At 43.7% G+C, this 20,073-nt stretch carries 18 protein-coding genes; 3 read left to right on the top strand and 15 right to left on the bottom strand.

The features are described from left to right. Positions 1 to 15: 15 nt before the first annotated feature. Genes nadD through ACESPQ_RS14205 form a run of 4 tightly spaced genes read right to left on the bottom strand, consistent with a single transcriptional unit; the run spans position 16 to position 2,931 of the window. Positions 16 to 1,044 carry a nicotinate (nicotinamide) nucleotide adenylyltransferase gene (nadD, locus tag ACESPQ_RS14220; RefSeq protein ID WP_373144508.1) on the bottom strand — a complete coding sequence of 343 codons (1,029 nt, stop codon included), beginning with the start codon at positions 1,042 to 1,044 and terminating at the stop codon, positions 16 to 18. Between the two features lie 3 nt (positions 1,045 to 1,047). After that, positions 1,048 to 1,332 (bottom strand): ribosome assembly RNA-binding protein YhbY, encoded by a 285-nt coding sequence (yhbY, locus tag ACESPQ_RS14215; protein ID WP_002608871.1) that lies wholly within the window; start codon positions 1,330 to 1,332, stop codon positions 1,048 to 1,050. Beyond that, positions 1,332 to 2,414 (bottom strand): GTPase, encoded by a 1,083-nt coding sequence (locus ACESPQ_RS14210; protein ID WP_002608870.1) that lies wholly within the window; start codon positions 2,412 to 2,414, stop codon positions 1,332 to 1,334. Before ACESPQ_RS14210 ends, yhbY begins: the two co-directional genes overlap by 1 nt. Beyond that, entirely contained in the window at positions 2,407 to 2,931 is a 525-nt protein-coding gene (locus tag ACESPQ_RS14205; RefSeq protein WP_002608869.1) for a YqeG family HAD IIIA-type phosphatase, read from the bottom strand. Before ACESPQ_RS14205 ends, ACESPQ_RS14210 begins: the two co-directional genes overlap by 8 nt. 151 nt (positions 2,932 to 3,082) lie before the next feature. On the opposite strand from ACESPQ_RS14205, the gene ACESPQ_RS14200 reads away from it, so the two are divergent. The 3 genes from ACESPQ_RS14200 to ACESPQ_RS14190 all read left to right on the top strand — a co-directional run bounded on the left by ACESPQ_RS14200 (position 3,083) and on the right by ACESPQ_RS14190 (position 6,123). Further along, entirely contained in the window at positions 3,083 to 3,739 is a 657-nt protein-coding gene (locus tag ACESPQ_RS14200; protein WP_002608868.1) for a TetR/AcrR family transcriptional regulator, read from the top strand. A gap of 65 nt (positions 3,740 to 3,804) precedes the next feature. Beyond that, on the top strand, positions 3,805 to 5,061 hold the full coding sequence (locus ACESPQ_RS14195; protein ID WP_118002367.1) for an MFS transporter: 1,257 nt from the start codon (positions 3,805 to 3,807) through the stop codon (positions 5,059 to 5,061). A gap of 21 nt (positions 5,062 to 5,082) precedes the next feature. Continuing rightward, complete coding sequence (locus ACESPQ_RS14190) at positions 5,083 to 6,123, top strand: M20/M25/M40 family metallo-hydrolase (RefSeq protein WP_002608866.1); 1,041 nt, start codon at positions 5,083 to 5,085, stop codon at positions 6,121 to 6,123. A gap of 203 nt (positions 6,124 to 6,326) precedes the next feature. On the opposite strand, the gene sigK is transcribed toward ACESPQ_RS14190, so the two are convergent. The 11 genes from sigK to gdhA all read right to left on the bottom strand — a co-directional run bounded on the left by sigK (position 6,327) and on the right by gdhA (position 19,848). Next, positions 6,327 to 7,055, bottom strand: coding sequence for an RNA polymerase sporulation sigma factor SigK (gene sigK / locus ACESPQ_RS14185; protein WP_002608865.1), 729 nt, complete (start codon positions 7,053 to 7,055; stop codon positions 6,327 to 6,329). 264 nt (positions 7,056 to 7,319) lie between these two features. Then, positions 7,320 to 8,372 (bottom strand): hypothetical protein, encoded by a 1,053-nt coding sequence (locus ACESPQ_RS14180; protein WP_373144507.1) that lies wholly within the window; start codon positions 8,370 to 8,372, stop codon positions 7,320 to 7,322. Then, on the bottom strand, positions 8,365 to 9,018 hold the full coding sequence (locus ACESPQ_RS14175) for a GNAT family N-acetyltransferase (protein ID WP_002608863.1): 654 nt from the start codon (positions 9,016 to 9,018) through the stop codon (positions 8,365 to 8,367). The genes ACESPQ_RS14180 and ACESPQ_RS14175 overlap by 8 nt, the downstream gene beginning before the upstream one ends. Positions 9,019 to 9,165: 147 nt before the next feature. Beyond that, entirely contained in the window at positions 9,166 to 9,891 is a 726-nt protein-coding gene (locus ACESPQ_RS14170) for a SigB/SigF/SigG family RNA polymerase sigma factor (RefSeq protein WP_002608862.1), read from the bottom strand. Further along, positions 9,869 to 10,306, bottom strand: a complete 438-nt coding sequence (gene spoIIAB / locus ACESPQ_RS14165) for an anti-sigma F factor (RefSeq protein ID WP_002608861.1) — start codon at positions 10,304 to 10,306, stop codon at positions 9,869 to 9,871. Before spoIIAB ends, ACESPQ_RS14170 begins: the two co-directional genes overlap by 23 nt. Beyond that, the gene (locus ACESPQ_RS14160; protein ID WP_002608860.1) at positions 10,303 to 10,620 is read right to left on the bottom strand and encodes an anti-sigma factor antagonist; all 318 of its coding nucleotides are present in this window, start codon (positions 10,618 to 10,620) and stop codon (positions 10,303 to 10,305) included. The genes spoIIAB and ACESPQ_RS14160 overlap by 4 nt, the downstream gene beginning before the upstream one ends. A 622-nt stretch (positions 10,621 to 11,242) precedes the next feature. Next, positions 11,243 to 12,670 (bottom strand): amidophosphoribosyltransferase, encoded by a 1,428-nt coding sequence (gene purF / locus ACESPQ_RS14155; protein ID WP_002608859.1) that lies wholly within the window; start codon positions 12,668 to 12,670, stop codon positions 11,243 to 11,245. A gap of 47 nt (positions 12,671 to 12,717) precedes the next feature. Next, positions 12,718 to 14,298 (bottom strand): asparagine synthase B, encoded by a 1,581-nt coding sequence (gene asnB, locus ACESPQ_RS14150; RefSeq protein WP_002608858.1) that lies wholly within the window; start codon positions 14,296 to 14,298, stop codon positions 12,718 to 12,720. A 268-nt stretch (positions 14,299 to 14,566) separates the two neighbouring features. Next, a complete protein-coding gene (locus ACESPQ_RS14145) occupies positions 14,567 to 16,279 on the bottom strand; it encodes an ammonium transporter (protein WP_109770200.1) in 1,713 nt (570 codons plus the stop codon). 23 nt (positions 16,280 to 16,302) lie between these two features. After that, positions 16,303 to 18,399: a glutamine synthetase III gene (locus ACESPQ_RS14140; RefSeq protein WP_118002370.1), complete on the bottom strand. Its 2,097-nt coding sequence runs from the start codon at positions 18,397 to 18,399 to the stop codon at positions 16,303 to 16,305. A gap of 114 nt (positions 18,400 to 18,513) precedes the next feature. Continuing rightward, positions 18,514 to 19,848 (bottom strand): NADP-specific glutamate dehydrogenase, encoded by a 1,335-nt coding sequence (gene gdhA, locus ACESPQ_RS14135; protein ID WP_002608855.1) that lies wholly within the window; start codon positions 19,846 to 19,848, stop codon positions 18,514 to 18,516. Between the last annotated feature and the right edge of the window lie 225 nt (positions 19,849 to 20,073).

The following is a 20,073-nucleotide window of genomic DNA, read 5'->3' as shown; positions in this document are numbered from 1 at the left end:
TAGTAGCTCCTTACCTTATTTCAATGTGCCTTCTTTTTTCAGATAAGCCTCCTGCTGCTGCTTCACAACACGGTAGCCCTCCTTCAGGCTTTTCCTGCTGATTTCGATTTCTTTACCGGAATCATAGCCGCGTGAGGGATCCAGCTTATCTGCGATAAACAGAATGCGGTCATAATCCGTTCGGTTTCTTCCCTTCACATGATGATATATCGCCTGCAGAATACGCCGGTCACGAATATGAAAAACCTTATTCACATAATCTGCTCCGATATAGCCATGCCATATCGCGGCTGCTTCCTCCAGGTGGTCCGGCATATGTGCACGCATCCAAGCCTTCGCTTTCTCATACGGAAGCTGCTTGCATACATCGTGTGCTATTCCCATAATATAGGCAGCTCTGGTATCCAGACCATGCGCCTGCGCGAGTTCGACACACAGCTGTGCGACCGATTGGCTGTGAAGATAGCGGTGTTCATTCATCCGCTCCTTCACCATGCTTTCCAGATACAGCGCATGTGCTCCCATAAATGCACGGACAGCTTCAGGTACCTGATACAGCTTATGCCCCTTTCGAATCTCGCTGCTGGATACCGGAATCAGCGGCATGACGACCCGCCGAAGACCAACAGGCAGCTGCTCCGCATTCCACTCTCTTGAAAACACATAAAAGGGCAGCTGGTGCTTCAGCTCCTCGCTGTCCTTCCATCGGTCGAACTGCCTCGCCTGATCATCCCCGATCAGCCAGCAGAAGGAATGCTTTGGATAGCGCTTTTTCAGCTCCTTCACCGTACGTATGGTATAGGAGACACCCTCCAGCTCATGCTCCAGCGTGCACAGCTTCATATGCCGGTATGGTCTGATAGCAAGAGATACCATAGCCGCACGATCCGAAAAGGAGGCAGCCTGCGTTTGCTTTAACGGTGTTGCTGCACTCGGCATAAACCACACCTCATCCACGCGCAGCTGCTTCAGTGCCTGCTTTGCAATCTGCAGATGTCCGTTATGTATCGGATCAAAGGCTCCGCCCAGTACCGCGATCCGCATATACTATAACCCCAGCTTATTTTTCTTGCTTCGCCGATACAGCGTAAAGGTACGCCCGATCACCTGCACCACCTCGCTGTGTGTTGCAGCGCTGATGGTGACGGCAGCCTCATTTGCCGTTATCGCACAGGTCTTTAAAAGCGATACCTTGACCAGCTCATGCGCCTCCAGTGAATCCGATATCGTCTTGATCAGATTTTCACTGATTGCATCCTTCCCCATCTGGAAGAGTGGTTTTCTTGTCTGCGCAATCCCGCGCAGCTCACTTTTCTGTTTTCCTGTTAACATTATATCATCGCCTTTCTAAACGTTACATTGCCCTGCTGTGCCACATAGACATCCACGGAAGCCACATCACCACGGATACAGAACCAGCCTAAGCCATGGATTACGACATCCAGCTTATGTTCCTGCACATGTCCATACGAAAATTTTTTCATATGCTCTCTTTCTCCAATCACCGGAGAAAGGATTTCATCATAATGCTGTGCCCACAATACATCCGCTTTTTCCTGCTTGCTGCGGTGCAGCGGCAGCCTTTCCGAAAAATAGGCAACACAGCTGACCTGTTCACACCTGATCAGATCCAGTCGGACAAGACCGCCCAGCGACAGTGTCTGATTGCCCTTCAGCTGATAGCCTCTGGCCTTTAAGGGCTTTAACGGAATCACCGTTTTCAGCAGACCATCATCCACATGCGTCAGCAAGGAATCCATACGGGTCAGTCCCGGTGTGTCATAAAGCTGATAGCCCTCCATCGCAATGGAATTGAAATCCAGCGTAGTCCCCGGATGCCGTGAGGTTGTCAGATCAACTCCATCACAGATGGCATTCAGCAGAGTGCTCTTTCCGGCATTCGCCATGCCCATGACAACAACATCACGCTCCTTACGGTAATGTGCAATCGCCGCACACACCTCATCGACGGATGCATTATCCTCACGCCGGGCATGTGCAGCCAGATCTCCGCAGACCACAATTCCCTGAACAAGGATTCCCTCTTCCTTTAAACGGCGCAGCAAAAACTGTGAAAGCTTCTCATTGCCCAGAGTCGCAGGAAGCAGGTCGCGCTTGGTCGCCACCATAAGGATATCCTTACCCAGCAGATGACGGTTGATACCCGGCAGCAGATTGGATTCAAAATCAAACAGATCAACCACCCAGACCACAAGCGCATCCATGGCGTTGATCTTCTGCAGTACAGCATCACTGTCAATGCCCTGCTTCATACTGATGACCACATCATCATAATGCCGGATACGGAAGCAGCGCTGACAATAGTCTGCCTCCATTTTCGGTGTATATCCGATTGCGGCGGCATCACTGCTCTGCAATACGACACCGCAGCCCTTACATATCTTATTACTCATCATACTCTCCTTTACGAAGCCGCCCTGTTATTTGCAGCAGCCGAAATACGATATTTTCAAAAAAACGATTAAACTTTGTGAATGACAAATCCCTGGTCACCACAGGTGCTGTCAGAACCGTATGCAGCCCCATCAGATTGGCTCCCAGAATATCCGTCATCAGCTGGTCCCCAACCACAGCGACCTCCTTCTTATCAACGCCCTGCTCCTTCAGCATTCTCCGGTAGGTTTTCGGCAGCGGCTTCATAGCGAACGGATAACAGTCCGCCTGCAGTCCCTTCGCAAAGGTTTCAACGCGTTCCTCCACGTTGTTACTGATAAACACGACCCGGATTCCCGCCTCCTGCATGCCGCGTATAAACTGTACAGCCTTTTCATCAGGTAGTGCCACATCATGCGGCACCAGCGTATTGTCGATATCACAGACGAGCAGGCGAATACCATGCTCCAACAGATACTCCGGGCGCAGAGCCGAAAAGCTATGGATATAATAATCGGGAGTAAACAGCTTCAACATCCTCATTTCTCCTATCTTTCGCATAAATCATATCTATTTTATCATATTTCCCTCTCACTTCAAACTGATTTTTCACAAGCAGGCTTTACATGTCACTTCCGATATGATAGGATATATACATACCAAACGTATGTATGATAAAGGAGGAGCTATGGCACGCAATAAATACCCGCAGAGAACCGTGGAGAAAATTCTGGAGGTTTCTCTGGCGCTCTTCAATGAGAAGGGCTATGAGAAAACAACGATACAGGACATCGTCAATGCCCTCGGTATGAGCAAGGGCGCCATCTATCATCACTTTAAATCCAAGGATGAAATTATCGAAGCACTGAGTGAACGCTGCTATCACAATGATACCCAGATGGAGCTGCTGCGAAATGCCAGTGATAAAACCGGTATCGAAAAGCTTCGTGCCATCATTTACCGACAGATTCAAAATGAAGAAAAGAAGCAGATTGACACCATATCCATAAATCTTTGGAAGAATCCGAAAATTTTCATGAGTGGCATGGCAGAGAATTTAAGTGTCAATTCCCAGATTGTGGAACGCATTCTGGAGGAAGGAATGGCGGATGGCAGTATCCGCCAGCAGGACCCGCTGTGTGCTGCACAGGTGCTGATGCTGCTATTGAATTACTGGATCTGTTCCCCCATCGTTTTAAAGGAGCTGGATGCGATACCGGCAAAGGTCGCCTACTTTCGCACGCTGTGTGATTCCATGGGCATACCGGTCATCGATGAGCCTCTCGAGCAGGAGCTGACAAGCTATTTCCGCATCCTTGCACAATCCATGCATGAGCTACCCTGACGGGTAGTTTCTCTTAATCAACATACATACCGTCGTTTGGTATCATAAAGAAAGGATGTTCCCTTATGAAAGCTTTCAATCGTAATTTTATACTCATGATCATCGGACAGATCATTTCCCTGTTCGGCAACGCAATTCTGCGTTTTTCCTTGTCTCTCTATGTATTGCAGGTTACCAGCAGTGCATCCATATTTGCGACCATACTGGCGGTTTCCATACTTCCGACCATTCTGCTATCCCCCTTCGGCGGTATTCTGGCGGATCGTGTAAGCAGAAGAAGCATCATGCTCAATCTTGATTTTCTGACCTCCTTCCTCATCTTCGGCTTTTCCATGGTAAGCACAAGGGGGTTCAGTATTGTGCTGGTTGCCATACTCATGATCTCATTGTCTATCATACAGGCATTCTATCAGCCCTCCGTACAGGCAAGCATTCCGCTGCTTGTTTCTGAGAATCAGCTGATGCAGGCAAACGGCATTGTTGTACAGATCAATGCACTGGCAACCCTGCTCGGACCTATTTTGGGCGGCTTTCTGTTTTCCTTCCTGCCGTTTTCTCTGTTACTGAATATTTCCGGAACTGCCTTCTTTCTATCCGCCATCCTGGAATGCATCATGCGTATTCCCTTTCAGCGGGTGGCAACAGATGGCTCCATGCTCTCCATCATACGCAGTGACTGTCGCCAGAGCCTGCACTTTCTGCGGCATGATAATCCGACCCTCCTTCATCTGTTACTGCTCTTAGCGGGATTGAATCTGGTTCTTTCCAGCTTTATCACCGTCGGTCTGCCTGTCATTTCCAATATCACCCTGCAACTTCCGCCAACCTTCTATGGCTGGCTGGAAGCCGCAACCGGTATCGGCTCCATTGCCGGCAGCATTGCACTTCCGTTCTTTTTAAAGCGGGTGGATATGTCCGGTGCATGGCGCTTTCTTTTGAGCGGCAGTCTGTTTCTGCTCCCGATGGCACTGGTTTTATTCCTGCACACCCCGGTATATATCGCATATGCCTGCATCTTTGTATCCAGCATCTGCATCATGCTGTTTGCGGCCTTATTCAATATCTACGCGCAGACCTTCCTGCAGAAATCCACACCGAATCATCTGCTGGGAAAGGTGGCATCCATGGTCACCATGGTCGTCATGTGCTCCTACCCGATCGGTCAGTCCCTGTACGGCATTCTGCTGGAGACCTTTGCGACAAGAGTGGATCTTCTGATCCTATTTGCCTGCATTGCCTCCCTTATCATTTCCCTCCTCAGCAGAAATGCATTAAAAACGATTGGAAATGATTGTGAAAAGGAGGCTGTCCTGATACAATAAAAACGTTTAAGGAGGCATATCATGGAATATCATGTAGAAGAAACAACGATAGAGGCACTGACAAGGATGCTGATTGAAACACCGAGTCCGGTCAGCTATTATGAGGAGATTCATCCGCTGATGGAACGCCTTGCAAAGAAGTATGGATATACACTTACGTATGACCGCAAGCGCACCGCTTATATCCGGGTGGAGGGAGAGGATACGACAAAAACGGTTTGTGTCGGTGCTCACCTGGATACCATCGGCCTGATGGTTCGCCATATCAACGATAACGGAACACTGGCTTTACGCAATCTGGGAGGCATCAACTACAACAATATTGAAGGCTGCAGCGTTCAGGTGCATACACGGGATGGAAACACGATCACCGGTCTGCTTGCCTGCACATCGCATTCCACCCATGTGTTTGATGATGCGAGAAGCGCCGTGCGCGAGGAATCCAATATGATGGTCATTCTGGATGAGCTGGTACACAGCAGTGATGAGGTGCGCGCACTGGGGATTGAGCATGGAGACATCATTTCCATCGATCCGGATTATCGATTTACAAAAAGCGGCTTCATCAAATCCCGTTTCATCGATGACAAGGCGGCAGTGGCAGCCGTGTTTGCAGTGCTGGAGGATTTACAGAAAACCGGCAGAAAGCCGCAGTATACCACGTTGTTCGCTTTCCCGCTGTATGAGGAAATCGGACACGGCGGCGCCTATCTGCCACAGGAGGTCAGTGAGTATGTCGCATTGGATATCGGCCTGATCGGTCCGGATTACTGCGGCAGTGAAACCAAGGTGAGTATCTGTGCAAAGGATAACTACACCCCCTATGATAGAGCACTGACAACAAAGCTGATTCATCTTGCAGGGGATCAGAAGCTGGATTACAGTGTGGATGTGTTTTATCATTATGGCACCGATGCCAGTGCGGCGATACGTGCAGGGAACAATGTGTATGCTGCAGCATTCGGTATGGGCTGCTTTGCATCCCACGGCATGGAGCGCTGTCATATCCAAAGCGTTGTGCAGACGGCTAAGCTGCTGTATGCCTATCTGCTGAGTAAATAGAAAGCAAAGTTCCTCTCAAAAGAAAAAAAGCAATGCGCACAGCATTGCTTTTTGTATACATCCGACAGCAGACTACTATGCGTCCCTGCCTGCAATTTTTTTAATACTGCATACCGTTTCGCTGCAATGCGTGCACATGATCCAGTGCATCCGCCAGTTCTTGCAGCAGCCTCAGACAGCGAAGAATCAGAAGCTGTTTTGACCTACTCCTTCTCCTTGTTTTGACGCAGACGCTCCTTGCGTTTTTCTTCCTTTTGAAACTCCCGGTAAATTTTCATAAAGGCACGCTTTTCGATTCGGGAAACATAGGAGCGTGAGATATGCAGCTGTCTGGCGATTTCCCGCTGTGTTTCCTCCTCCTGCCCGTACAGACCAAAGCGCTTGGTGATAATTTCAAGCTCTCTTGCATCCAGAACATGGATATAACGTTTTAAACGCGCGATGTTATCCTCCACGATCATATCATCGATAATGCTGCTATCCTCCGGTGAGGAAATGGCATCAATCAGAGTTATCTCACTGCCATCCTTGTCTGTGGCAATCGGTTCGTTTAATGAAACGTTTTGAAAATAGTTTTTACTGCTGCGCAGATACATCAGGATTTCATTTTCAATACATTTGGAGGCATAGGTTGTCAGCTTATGTCCCTTCTCCGGCTTAAAGGAATCCACTGCCTTAATGAGTCCGATGGTACCGATGCTGATCAGATCCTCCGTTTGTTCCTTTTTGATATCATATTTCTTTACGATGTGAGCAACCAGACGCAGATTGTGTTCAATCAGCTTGTTTCTGGCTTCCTCATCGCGCTCGCTCAGCAAGGAGATACAGCGCGCCTCCTCCTCCTTGTCCAGCGGCTGCTGAAAGGAATTGCTGCGGATGTAGCCCACATAGCATAACGCATTGGAAAGCACTTCAAATATTGTTGTAAACATACGATCACCTGTTACCAGTATATGGAAGCAGACGCTGTTTTATGTTAAGAAAGTGACGGAAGGAAAACCGGCACCTGTCCTCCTACCCGACAGCTTGAAAAAGCAGTGATTTCTATATGCCTTTCATACTGCCAGCTTCTGTCCCGTATTTCCTCACGTGATGTTTTCAGACCCTGCAATTCTGCATATCCGATTTAACCTGTGCCATAACTGTAAAAGCATACAATACATCCCCAAGGCTTCAAAAAAGGTCCCCTGTGGGACCTAGTCTTCCAAAAAGGAATGATAATAAATTTTAAACTTCATCTTTTCATTGATTTTTTCCAATGCAATCGCAAAGCCGTCACGGTCGAACACCGCAAGATCAATATAGGAATAATACATACCGATGGCACCGCCCATCGTACGCGCAATGGACATCGGATACAGAAGGTCATTGATTTCTTTTTCCAGCTGCTGCCGGACAAGAGCTTCCTTTTCATCCTCATACAGCTTTTCATAATACAGATAGCCGTATTCTCCACCCTTATCGGCAAAATCCTTGCAGGTCGCATACTCCTTATTCAGGACCTCCTCCTGCAGCTGCGGATTGGTGGTGACAATCAGCTTCATATCCCGGCGCAGAGTTTCACTAACCGGCTTTTCATCCAGCTTATAGGCCATATAGATGGATAAGGGATCATGATATTCCATCCACTCCTGATCGATGATAATATCACAGAGATCCTCATAGAGATTGGGAAGCAGGCAGACATTTTCCTCATCGATTTCCGCATCCAGGATTTCTACGCGGGAAATACGTGCTTCAAATTCCAGCTCTCCGATAAACAGCTCCAGCATATAGGCAACAATGCTTTCCTTATTGGTTTCCTCCAGTCCCTGTAGCGCTGCACAGTAAACCTTCAGCTCTACTGTTTTAGATTCCTCTTCAATTGTATAATATACCTTAAAATCCGCACCGCGAATCGTTTGCCCGTTCAGCTGCAGATAACTGTTCAATGCACGCTCACTCAAAGGCGGACGGAAGGCATTGATGATCCAGTTTTCACTGAGCTGCTGCGGAGCATCCTTTTTTAGCAGTGCGCTGCAAAGCTGTGCGGTTTTATCGCCGCCGGTTGCAAATGTCATCTCAAAAAAACCGGTTTCACTCATTTCCACTTCCAGCTTACAGCCGCATACGGTCTTCAGCTGTTCATTGATATCATTGAGCAGATGCTCATATTCATGACGGTCCTGCTCACGTAAAGCGGTTTCCAGCGGCTGCTGGATCGTCAGAAAATAGCTCCAGAAATTGTGCACACGATGTTTACTATTCATTCAGATTCTCCTCTCGAATGCATTTTCGCATAAGATTATACTGATGGATGTCATGATCGGGATGTGTGATTTCACTCATCAGCACAAAGCCCGCCTTATAGTAAAGGGAAAGGTTTTCCGCATGATGCGTTTCCATTGTGACATCCTTGCCGATTTCCTGCGCATGAACAAGCAGCGCTTTCAGCATGGCAGAGCCGATGCCGGTTCCGCGCAGCTCTTTTTCTGTGAAAAACAAATCCAGATGCAGGTAATCACCCTGTACGAATTCCTGAATCCAGCGGCTCGTAAACATATCCCAGCATTCGATGACATGCCGTATGCTTTTTACAGACCGCAGTCCTGCCAGCATGGGAATCATTTTCAAATTCAGCCAGAGCAGCTGCAGATGATACTGCAGCGGCTGTTCCAGAGTGGAATCCCATACCACCATGACACTTTTGCATTCTGCACTATCCGCCAGAAAATGACAGTATGGCTTCAATGCCTTTACATAGTGGCGAAACAGGTAGCGCAAGGTCTTTAAACGGGTTCTGTCATCCATGAATACCGTCTTATATAAATCGTCGTCGTAAAAATTCTCTGCAAGCTGCTCATGCAGCGAAGCAATCTGCTCGTCATTCATCAGATAAAATTCAGATAACGGCATACTTACACATCCATTCTTTTTTCGAACTCATATTATAGCATGTTTTTTCACACGGCACAAGAAAGTAGAAGCGTACAGGCAGGAATGCAGAGTGAAGCATTTGATTTCCACCGGCAGATTTAAACAATTCTGTGCTATAAAAAAGCATCAGGCAACTGCCAGACGCTCCTTCAGCTTCTTGATAATCTTTTTTTCCAGCCTGCTGACCTGGACCTGAGAAATATTCAGCTTCCGTGCTATCTCCTCCTGCTTCATGGACAGATCATAGCGATAATGCAGCAGCAGCTGTTCCCGCTGATCCAGCTTCTGAATTTCATCACGCAGAGAAACCTTCATGACGACATCCTCTTCCTTTTTATTGGAAACCTTGTCCTCCAGCAGAATCGGAGAGCCGTCATTTTCATAGATTGTTTCATCTAGTGAATAAATGAACTGGTTTGCTTCAAAGGCCAGTATGACATCCGCCACATCCAGCTCCATTGCATCGGCAATCTCCTGATAGGTCGGCTCATGATTCAGCTTCTGCAGCAAAACCTCCTTGGCTTTCACCATTTGCAGATAGCCTTCCTTCAGACTTCTGGAAATACGGATACTGCCGTCATCACGGAAAAACCGCTTGATTTCTCCCATGATAATGGGAACCGCATAGGTGGAAAATTTCACCTCATAGCTGGTATCGAAATTATTTAATGCCTTCATCAGACCGACACAGCCGATCTGAAACAGATCCTCATTCGATATCCGCTGTCGGGAAAACCGTCGGATAATCGAATAGACAAGCGCGCTGTTCTGTTGAACAAAGCAGCTTTTCGCTTCTTCATCCCCCAATCGGATCCGTTCAATCAGCTCCTCATTGCTCGCTGTCTTTTCCATGTTGGATTCTTTTCTTTATCGTGACAAGCGTTCCCTTTCCCTTTTCTGATTCAATATGGAAATCATCCGCAAAGGTCTGCATGATCGTCATCCCCATGCCGCTTCGCTCCATATGCTTTTTACTCGTATATAATGGCTGCATTGCCAGCTGCAGATCATCAATGCCGCAGCCCTCATCCTGAACCGTCATATGTATGAATTCCTCATCATAGGAGATCTGTAATACGATTGTTCCGCTCTCTCTGCTCTCATAGCCGTGTATCATGGCATTGACAATTGCCTCTGCCAGCATCGTCTTGATTTCCATAATCGCTTCCATATCCAGATTCAGCGGCATCAGGAAAGCTACCGCACTCGTTCTGGCAAATGCCTCATTTTCCAGTCTGCTTACAAATTCCAGTTTCATCGTATTCATAGCTTTACCTCATTTCTCTCATGTTTCATGATCTGGAAGATCCCGGACATCTTAAACAGCGTCTGGTTCACTCTGGACAGATTGCATAAAATAAGCTGGGCATGCAGCTTCTGCAGTTGCTTGTAGCGTGCCAGGACAAAGCCGATGCCGGTGCTGTCCACAAAAGTGACCTCTTCAAAATCAAGCTTTACCGTTTTGGGCTGATATTTTTCTATCAGGTCGATGCATATCTGCTTGAGATTGCAAACGGTAAGGTTATCCAGATCCCCGTAAAAATAAAAGTAAAGGATACCGTCAATATACTGATGTTTCATGTTTCATCCCTCCGGTCATCATCTTACCACGTTTTCATTTGCCTTTGGGGATATTCGACAAAGCATCCGGAGGTTCGACAGAATAAACTTTATCCTTCATGCATAAGGACGAAGCTTGCTGTTTACAGGAAGCCTTTCTCGAGAATCATTTCTGCCATTTCACAAAACAGATATGCTAAAGCCCCGATGTCATTAAGTTACATAGATAAGAGAAATGTATTAGAAAAATAGAATGCATTTTTATCTCCATGCTATATCAAAACCCCAACATATCCAATGCGTTCATTAAACAAGCTGAATCTTGCTTGTAAATTGTTATGTTGCTTAAGAATCTGTTTCTGTCCTTCCTCTGTAAAAACAGCTGCAGCACCTTTTGAATATACGATTGCCTGCAATAACATCGGCATCTACACTGGCCAGATAAGCAGGTTCCATGATTATAACTGTTTTATCTCAACCAAGTAAATCCAGATTCTGAAATTATGATGATTCATCAGAACCGATTTCCACTCTTATGAATACTTTCATTCTCCATAATAGTATAGGTAGTCATTCCCTAAACCATGCATTACGCAGTATCAATATCAGCTATCCTTGTTCTGAATGCAAACTGTTCCTTTCCCTACCCGGAACAGATTTTTTCTGATAACTTTCCTTCAAAACGATCTTTTCGAAGATCCTTCGGTATATTTGTCGGATACTCTCCATTAAAGCATGCTGCACAATATTCAGTTCCCTCTACCAATCTGCCTAATTTTTCAATCGGTAAGTATCCAAGAGAATCAACACCTAGGATTTCCTCTATTTCCCGTATGTTATGATGACAGGCAATCAGATTTTCTTCTGAATCAATATCTGTACCATAATAGCAGGGATGTAAAAATGGCGGTGCGGAAATTCTCATATGTATTTCTTTTGCGCCGGCATCTTTGAGTAGTTTTACAATACGTTTACTGGTTGTACCTCTGACAATGGAATCATCAATCAATACAACTCTTTTACCTTCTATAACATTTTTAACGGGGCTTAATTTTATTCTTACTTGATCTAGACGTTCATCCTGACCCGGAGAAATAAAGGTTCTACCAATATATTTGTTTTTTATTAAACCGATTCCATATGGTATTTTAGATGCATTTGCATAACCTAATGCTGCCTCCATGCCACTATCAGGAACTCCGATCACAACATCTGCATCTACAGGATAACTTTCTGCCAATAATTCACCGGCTTTACACCTTGACAATGATACCGAAATAGTATCTATTACAGAGTCCGGTCTGGCAAAATAAATATATTCAAAGATACAGGTCTTTCTCTTTTCTTTATTGCAGTGTTCTTTTCGAGATACGACATTTTCCTTACTAAAAACAACAATTTCTCCTGGGAGAACATCTCTTATGAAGGCTGCTCCTACTGCAGATAATGCACAGCTCTCTGAAGCAACTACATACCTCCCATCCATCATCTTTCCATAGCATAACGGTCTGAATCCATGTGGATCTCTTGCCGCAATTAATTTGGTAGAAGACATTAGCACCAATGAATAAGCACCTTCCAAAGAATTCATTGCTTTACTTACCGCTTCTTCTATACTGGAAACCTTAAGTCTTTCTCTTGTAATAACATAAGCAATTGTCTCAGTATCACTTGTGGTATTAAAAATTGCACCGGATAGTTCTAATTTATCTCGAAGTTCCAATGAATTGCTCAGATTTCCATTATGTGCTATCGCCATTTTTCCCCTCTGATGATTTACTTCCATGGGTTGAGTATTACTACGGGTAGTTCCTCCTGTTGTTCCATATCTTACATGGCCGACCGCCATATTTCCTTTCGATAAACTTGATAGTGTATCTTTCGAAAATACCTCACTCACAAGTCCCAAATCCTTATATGATGAAAATACACCGTCGTCATTTACAACGATCCCACAGCTTTCCTGCCCCCGATGCTGTAGTGCATATAAACCATAATAAGCAGTGTTTGCAACATTTTCCCTCTTAGTGCCAAAGATTCCAAACACGCCACATTCCTCATGTATCGCCATTCATTCATCTCCTTATTTCTATAAGCGCACATCATATCTGTCTTTTTCTAAATTCCGCTATCACCATAGTTAGAAAGAACTCTTGCCGATGGATCATTTACATGACAGCCGTCCCATTCTTTATTCGGCATCCAAAAGTCTACGATCATTTTGCTTTGTCCCGTATAATACTCTTCAAATATCTCACGGTATAGTAAAGATTCTTTTGTGAATGGCTGCGCATGATTATAGTTCTTACACTTGTCCTTAAACTCTGTATCTGTATATATTTCTTCAGCATATGCTTTCAGGTAATCAACCATAGAGTGTCCTACCGCATCTGAAAATGCAGCTTTTTCTCGCCACAGGATTTCATCAGGAAGATAATCTCCATCTTCAAAAGCATGACGAAGCAAATATTTTCCCTTTCCATATCGATTCATTTTCAGCTTGGGATCGATAGACATTACATACTTTACAAAATCTATATCCCCAAACGGGACCCTTGCTTCCAGAGAATTCACAGAGATACAGCGATCAGCTCGAAGCACATCATACATGTGGAGTTCTTTTATTCTCTTCTGTGATTCTAGTTGAAAAGCTTCCTCATCTGGCGCAAAATCTGTATATTTGTATCCGAATAATTCATCTGAAATTTCACCTGTTAATAAAACTCTGATATCCGTCTTTTCATGAATCGCTTTACATATCAGATACATTCCTATCGAAGCCCGAATCGTAGTAATATCAAAAGTACCCAATACATATATCACGGTTCTAAGCGATGCAATTACATCATCCGGTGTCATAAAAATCTCAGTATGATCACTTCCGATATGATTTGCCACCTGATTTGCATATCTCAGGTCTATAGCATCTTCACACATGCCTATTGCAAATGTCTTGATTGCATCTTTACTTTTTTTAGCTGCAATTGCACAAACTAAGGAAGAATCCAGTCCCCCTGAAAGTAAAAAACCAACTTTTGCATCTGCTACAAGACGTTTTTCCACACCTGAAACTAACTTTTCACGAATATTTCTACATACTTTTTCCAAATCATCTTCACAAACTTTCGCAGCTATTGAAATATCCAGATAACATATAAATTTCCCATCCTTATAATAGTGACCGGGAGGAAACGGCATGATATTTTCAACTATACCCACTAAATTCTTTGGCTCACTGGCAAAGATAATAGCCTCCTGCTTATCATAACCATAATATAATGGCCGTATACCGATCGGATCTCTTGCTGCGATATATTCTTCACGTTCCCCATCATAAATGATGCATGCAAATTCCGCATCCAGCATGGCAAACATAGCCGTACCATATTCCTTGTACATGGGCAAAATTATTTCACAATCTGAATCACTCTTGAATTCATACTTTCTTGACAGCCTGCTTCTAAGTTCCTCAAATCCATATATTTCTCCATTGCAAACAGCATAGCTTTTATCCAACTGAAAAGGCTGCATACCGGCGTCATGAAGTCCCATAATTGCCAATCGATGAAACCCCAAATAACCTTTTCCGGTATCGATTACTCTACTGTCATCAGGTCCCCGTGAAATCGTTGCCTCAAATCCTTTCATAAACGTATCATAGGCAGCACTGCGACTGCAATAACCCATTATAGAACACATATTTTTTCCTCCGAAATCAGTTTCAGCATTCTATAGGGCAAGTGCTGAACTCGCTGTGCCACCTATATTTTTTCTCATTTTCCAAGTCTTCAACAAGACTAGTTCCTTTACGCATAACGAAACGGCGCACCTACTAAGAATATCTTTTCAGATTGCAGCTCGAAAAGTGTTATTCGCATAGGCTCCACTATATGGCTCTCACTATCCCATACTCGCTGTGAGCAATCACCTATGTTACTTCTCTTTTCTCAAACGCTTTTATTTATTTTTAATCTATATCCTGAAGAGCATCGACCCCTTCTTCACCGGTACGAATCTTTACAGCATTCTCTACATCATAGACAAAAATCTTACCATCTCCGATGTGTCCTGTATAAAGTATTTTTTTCGCTACATCAATTACACTTCTTACCGGTATTTTACTTACTACGATATCCACTTGAACCTTCGGAAGTAGGGTAGTTTCTACCTGAACACCTCTATAATATTCCGGTTTCCCCTTCTGTACACCACATCCCAGTACATGGGAAACTGTCATTCCTTTAATACCGAGGTTCATCATAGATGTCTTTAATGCCTCAAGCTTATGTTCCTTACAGATAATTGCAATTTTTGTAATCTTAGGCATTCCATCAAGAAGACTTGGCATCTTTTTTACTTCAACCGCCTCGGCAACAGGAACACCTTGCGCCACCATTACCGGCTCATCACCGTCTTCTTCACTTATATCAGGAAGCATTGCATATCCTGCATAGGCGGTAAGCAAACCATGTTCTGAAATATCCAGACCTGTAAGCTCATCTTCTTTATCAGCTCTAAGTCCAAGCGTGTGTTTGATAACAAGAAACACAATGGTAATGACAATTGCCACATATGCTGTTACCGATATTACACCTAATGTCTGAACCTGAAAGAAATGTAAACCACCTCCATAGAATAAACCTTTTTCAGTAGTAACGCCTGTTGCGAATAATCCGGTTAGAACCGTACCCACTGCTCCGCAGACACAATGAACGGATACCGCACCAACAGGATCATCAATTTTAACAACCTTATCAAAAAATTCTATTGATAATACTACTAAAATACCACATACGATACCGATACCGGCTGCTCCCACTGAGGAGACGGCATCACAACCTGCAGTTACACCAACTAGACCAGCAAGGGCTGCATTGTAAGTCATTGATACATCCGGTTTCTTATATCGTACCCAGGTAAAAATCATAGTAGTACAGCAAGCCACTGCTGCGGCTATGTTTGTATTGAAAAATACACGTCCTGCGGTTTCCATCAATGCATCACTATCCATACCGGCAGTAGATGCACCATTGAAACCAAACCAACAGAACCAAAGAATAAATACACCAAGAGCCGCAAATGTAATGTTATGTCCTAAGATTGCTTTTGGCTTACCATTCTTATCATATTTACCGATACGTGGTCCTAGAATAGCAGCTCCGATCATTGCACAGACACCCCCCAACATATGGACTGCGGTTGAACCTGCAAAATCATGGAATCCAAGCTCTGATAGCCATCCCCCACCCCAGATCCAATGTCCGGAAACAGGATAAATCAACAATGAAATGGCAGCAGAGTAAATACAATATGCACTGAATTTTGTTCTCTCTGCCATGGCTCCGGAAACAATGGTCGCAGATGTTGCACAGAACACGGTCTGGAAAATTGCAAAAGCCCAAAGCGGCACACCCGATGGAAGTATATGGCCGTAATCTCCTTTGATAAGGGGATCAAATGATCCCACGATACCGTTTCCTGCACCAAACATAATGCCAAATCCTACTAACCAAAATGCAGGTGTACCTATACAGAAATCCATTAAATTCTTCATAAGAATATTACCTGTATTTTTAGCTCTGGTAAATCCTGCCTCACAGAGTGAAAAACCCGCTTGCATAAAGAATACCAATGCAGCTCCAACAAGTACCCAAATCGTGTTCACCGGACTATATAACATAATTTTCATCCCTCTTTCTTTATTTATTTCACACTAAACAAAATATCCCCATAGGAAGGATACGGCCAATATTCCTTTGATGTAAGCATTTCCGCTTCATCACAAGCAATCCTAAGCTCGCTCATCTTTCTTAGTATCTCATCTCTAATCATGACAGATTCTTCTATGATTCCTTTGACATCCTGAATTTCCACAAGAGAGGTCTTTAGCTCATCAACAGCCATGTCAATCTTGTCTGTAAGGATAGATAACTTTTTTACTAAACCTGTTTCATATGCACATGGAATAGAATCATCAAAACTTTTCTTTATGGAAGCATTTTTCGCCAGACTTGCGGTAAATTTTTCAACCGCCGGAGCAATGGAGCATTTTGCCATTACCACCATAGTGTTTGCCTCAATAATAACGGTCTTACAGTAGTTATCAAGCATGATTTCCATTCTTGATTCCAATTCTCTTTCAGTAAATACTTTATGAGATATAAGCATATCCACATTTTTTTTATCCATTAAATGTGGCATGCAATCCGCTGTTGTACAGTAATTCAAAAGTCCTCTCTTTTCTGTAGCTTCCTTGATCCAATTGTCATCATATCCATTGCCATTGAAGATGATCCTCTTGTGATCCTTAATGGTTTTCTTAATCATTTCATGAAGTGCTGATTCAAAATCTTCTACACCTTCTAATCGGTCCGCATAAATCTTCAAAGACTCCGCGACTGCCGCATTCAACATAATATTTGCACAAGCTATGCTGTTTGATGAGCCAAGCATACGGAATTCGAATTTATTACCGGTAAAGGCAAATGGTGATGTTCGATTACGATCTGTCGTATCTTTTGTAAATCTAGGAAGTACACTTACTCCCAGTTTCATCTTCGTTTTTCCGGCTGCTATATATGGTGCATCTGTTTCGATTGCTTCTAAAATCGCATTCAGTTCATCACCTAAAAACATCGATACTACAGCAGGAGGAGCCTCATTGGCGCCTAATCTGTGATCGTTTTCCGCTGTTGCGACAGAAATACGAAGTAAATCCTGATAATCATCGACTGCCTTGATAACTGCACATAGAAATAATAGGAATTGTGCATTTTCATATGGCGTTTCCCCCGGTGAAAGAAGATTCACACCGGTATCTGTTGCAAGGGACCAGTTATTATGCTTACCGGAGCCATTCACTCCTGCAAAAGGCTTTTCATGAAGTAAACAAACCAAACCATGTCTGATAGCAACCTTTTGCATAATCTCCATGGTAAGCTGATTGTGATCAGTAGCAATGTTTGTTGTAGTATAAATAGGCGCTAATTCATGCTGTGCCGGAGCCACTTCATTATGTTCGGTCTTTGCGAGAATTCCTAACTTCCATAGTTCATCATTTAAATCCTCCATGAATGCCGCAACCTTCGGCTTAATGACACCAAAGTAGTGGTCATCCATTTCCTGTCCCTTTGGAGGCTTTACACCGAAAAGTGTTCTACCTGTATATTGAAGATCCGGGCGCTTATCAAACATCTCCTTAGTAATCAAGAAATATTCCTGTTCCGGCCCTACCGAAGTACGCACATATTTTACATCCTCATTTCCGAATAAACGTAAAATCCGAAGAGCCTGCTTATTCAGTGCTTCCATAGAACGAAGTAATGGAGTTTTCTTATCCAAGGCTTCCCCACCATAAGAACAGAATGCAGTAGGAATACATAATGTCTTACCCTTAATAAATGCATAAGATGTAGGATCCCATGCAGTATATCCTCTTGCTTCGAAAGTTGCTCGAAGTCCTCCGGATGGAAACGATGATGCATCAGGCTCTCCCTTAATCATTTCTTTTCCTGAAAATTCCATAATAACTCCACCATCCGGTGAAGGACTTATAAAGCTATCATGCTTTTCTGCGGTAATTCCGGTGAGAGGCTGAAACCAGTGTGTGTAATGAGTAGCTCCATTTGCCACTGCCCAATCTTTCATGGCGTCAGCTACCGCATTTGCCACGCTGATATCCAACCGTTCTCCTCCATCAATCGTTTTCTTCAATGACTGATATACTTCTGCAGATAAAGTTGCTTTCATTACCCTATCATCAAACACCAGACTACCAAAATACTTCGAAACATTCTTCATAATGTTTTCCTCCTTTTCTATCTGTCCTTCTTTTATACTATTTATCATAAAAGAAAGGCGTCTTACATGCTGTATATGCATGAAAGACGCCTTTGCCTTTACTTCTTATATAATTTATACAATACCTTGTGCACTCATGGCATCTGCAACTCTTTCAAATCCGGCAATATTCGCGCCTAATACATAATTCCCCTTTGCTCCATATCTTTCTGCAGCATCCGATATATTATGACATATGGTTACCATGATATCTTTTAATTTAGAATCCACTTCTTCAAATGACCAGCTCATTCTCATACTGTTTTGAGACATTTCCAAAGCAGATGTTGCAACACCGCCAGCATTCGCCGCCTTACCCGGGGCAAAAATAACATCATTATTCTGTAAATATTGAGTAGCTTTTAGTGTGGTAGGCATATTTGCACCTTCACATACAGCTAAACAGCCATTTGCTACCAACTGTTTTGCATCTTCCAACGTAAGTTCATTCTGAGTTGCACACGGTAGTGCCAAATCTACCTTTACAGACCATACACCACGACCTTGATGGTATTCTGAATTCGGGCGATAACTCTTATATTCCGTTAGTCTTGCTCTCTTAACTTCCTTGATTTCCTTAAGAACTCTAACATCAATCCCGTCGGCATCATATACCCATCCGGTAGAATCACTTACTGTCACGACCTTCGCCCCTAATTGCAGCGCTTTTTCTATAGCATAGATTGCAACATTTCCTGAACCGGAAACCGCAACTGTCTTTCCTTTAAGTGAAATGCCATTTAGCTTCAACAATTCCTCAGTCAAATATAATAAACCATAACCTGTAGCTTCGCTTCTTGCCAAAGATCCACCATAGCTTAAACCTTTTCCAGTAAGAACCCCCTCATATACTCCGCGAATTTTCTTATACTGACCAAACAAATAACCGATTTCTCTCGCACCGGTACCGATATCCCCTGCCGGAACATCCGTATCTGCGCCTATGTACTTGCAAAGCTCTGTCATAAAACTCTGACAAAATGCCATGATTTCTCGATCTGACTTCCCCTTAGGATCAAAATCAGAACCACCCTTACCACCGCCAATCGGTAAACCTGTAAGTGCATTTTTGAAAATTTGTTCAAATCCCAGAAACTTAATGATACTTAAGTTTACAGAACGATGCAATCTAAGACCTCCTTTATATGGTCCGATTGCACTATTAAACTGAACACGGTACCCGGTATTAACTTGAACTTGTCCCTTATCATCTATCCAAGGTACTCTGAATATAATCTGTCTCTCGGGATGAACCAGACGCTCAAGTAGGGCATCCTTTCGATACTTTTCTTCATTTGCATCTACCACAACTCTTAAAGACTCCAGTACCTCTTTCACAGCCTGATGGAACTCCGGCTCAGCAGGATTCTTTTTTACTACGTGTTCAATCACTTCATCAACATATGTCATACCATGTTTCTCCTCTCTTACACTACTTTGTCTCCTAAAATAAAAAAGGCAAAGATTCTTCAAGGTATATTCCTCAAAGACACCATTGCCTTTACGCTTACAGACTATACACCCGTTTTTTTCATTTGTCAATCACCTTTTTTTCATTCATTTTCTGAAAACAAATCTTTTTATTGACAAAAACTGTAAACAGGTGTATAAATTTTTTAAGTGAGCAAAGGCGTT

The sequence above is a fragment of the Clostridium sp. HGF2 genome (genome assembly GCF_964240115.1).
Classification (GTDB): domain Bacteria; phylum Bacillota_I; class Bacilli_A; order Erysipelotrichales; family Erysipelotrichaceae; genus Clostridium_AQ; species Clostridium_AQ innocuum.
This window is presented reverse-complemented; position numbering and strand designations above follow the sequence as displayed.

What these genes read in the sequence shown, in the direction of transcription:
- ACESPQ_RS14140 (WP_118002370.1), bottom strand. Translation starts at nt 18,399, where the DNA reads ATGAAGAATGTTTCGAAGTATTTTGGTAGTCTGGTGTTTGATGATAGG.
- gdhA (WP_002608855.1), bottom strand. Translation starts at nt 19,848, where the DNA reads ATGACATATGTTGATGAAGTGATTGAACACGTAGTAAAAAAGAATCCT.
- ACESPQ_RS14205 (WP_002608869.1), bottom strand. Translation starts at nt 2,931, where the DNA reads ATGTTGAAGCTGTTTACTCCCGATTATTATATCCATAGCTTTTCGGCT.
- sigK (WP_002608865.1), bottom strand. Translation starts at nt 7,055, where the DNA reads ATGTTTACAACAATATTTGAAGTGCTTTCCAATGCGTTATGCTATGTG.
- ACESPQ_RS14160 (WP_002608860.1), bottom strand. Translation starts at nt 10,620, where the DNA reads ATGAAACATCAGTATATTGACGGTATCCTTTACTTTTATTTTTACGGG.
- ACESPQ_RS14180 (WP_373144507.1), bottom strand. Translation starts at nt 8,372, where the DNA reads ATGAATAGTAAACATCGTGTGCACAATTTCTGGAGCTATTTTCTGACG.
- ACESPQ_RS14210 (WP_002608870.1), bottom strand. Translation starts at nt 2,414, where the DNA reads ATGAGTAATAAGATATGTAAGGGCTGCGGTGTCGTATTGCAGAGCAGT.
- purF (WP_002608859.1), bottom strand. Translation starts at nt 12,670, where the DNA reads ATGGCGATACATGAGGAATGTGGCGTGTTTGGAATCTTTGGCACTAAG.
- asnB (WP_002608858.1), bottom strand. Translation starts at nt 14,298, where the DNA reads ATGTGTTCTATAATGGGTTATTGCAGTCGCAGTGCTGCCTATGATACG.
- ACESPQ_RS14175 (WP_002608863.1), bottom strand. Translation starts at nt 9,018, where the DNA reads ATGCCGTTATCTGAATTTTATCTGATGAATGACGAGCAGATTGCTTCG.
- ACESPQ_RS14190 (WP_002608866.1), top strand. Translation starts at nt 5,083, where the DNA reads ATGGAATATCATGTAGAAGAAACAACGATAGAGGCACTGACAAGGATG.
- ACESPQ_RS14145 (WP_109770200.1), bottom strand. Translation starts at nt 16,279, where the DNA reads ATGTTATATAGTCCGGTGAACACGATTTGGGTACTTGTTGGAGCTGCA.
- ACESPQ_RS14170 (WP_002608862.1), bottom strand. Translation starts at nt 9,891, where the DNA reads ATGGAAAAGACAGCGAGCAATGAGGAGCTGATTGAACGGATCCGATTG.
- ACESPQ_RS14200 (WP_002608868.1), top strand. Translation starts at nt 3,083, where the DNA reads ATGGCACGCAATAAATACCCGCAGAGAACCGTGGAGAAAATTCTGGAG.
- nadD (WP_373144508.1), bottom strand. Translation starts at nt 1,044, where the DNA reads ATGCGGATCGCGGTACTGGGCGGAGCCTTTGATCCGATACATAACGGA.
- ACESPQ_RS14195 (WP_118002367.1), top strand. Translation starts at nt 3,805, where the DNA reads ATGAAAGCTTTCAATCGTAATTTTATACTCATGATCATCGGACAGATC.
- spoIIAB (WP_002608861.1), bottom strand. Translation starts at nt 10,306, where the DNA reads ATGAATACGATGAAACTGGAATTTGTAAGCAGACTGGAAAATGAGGCA.
- yhbY (WP_002608871.1), bottom strand. Translation starts at nt 1,332, where the DNA reads ATGTTAACAGGAAAACAGAAAAGTGAGCTGCGCGGGATTGCGCAGACA.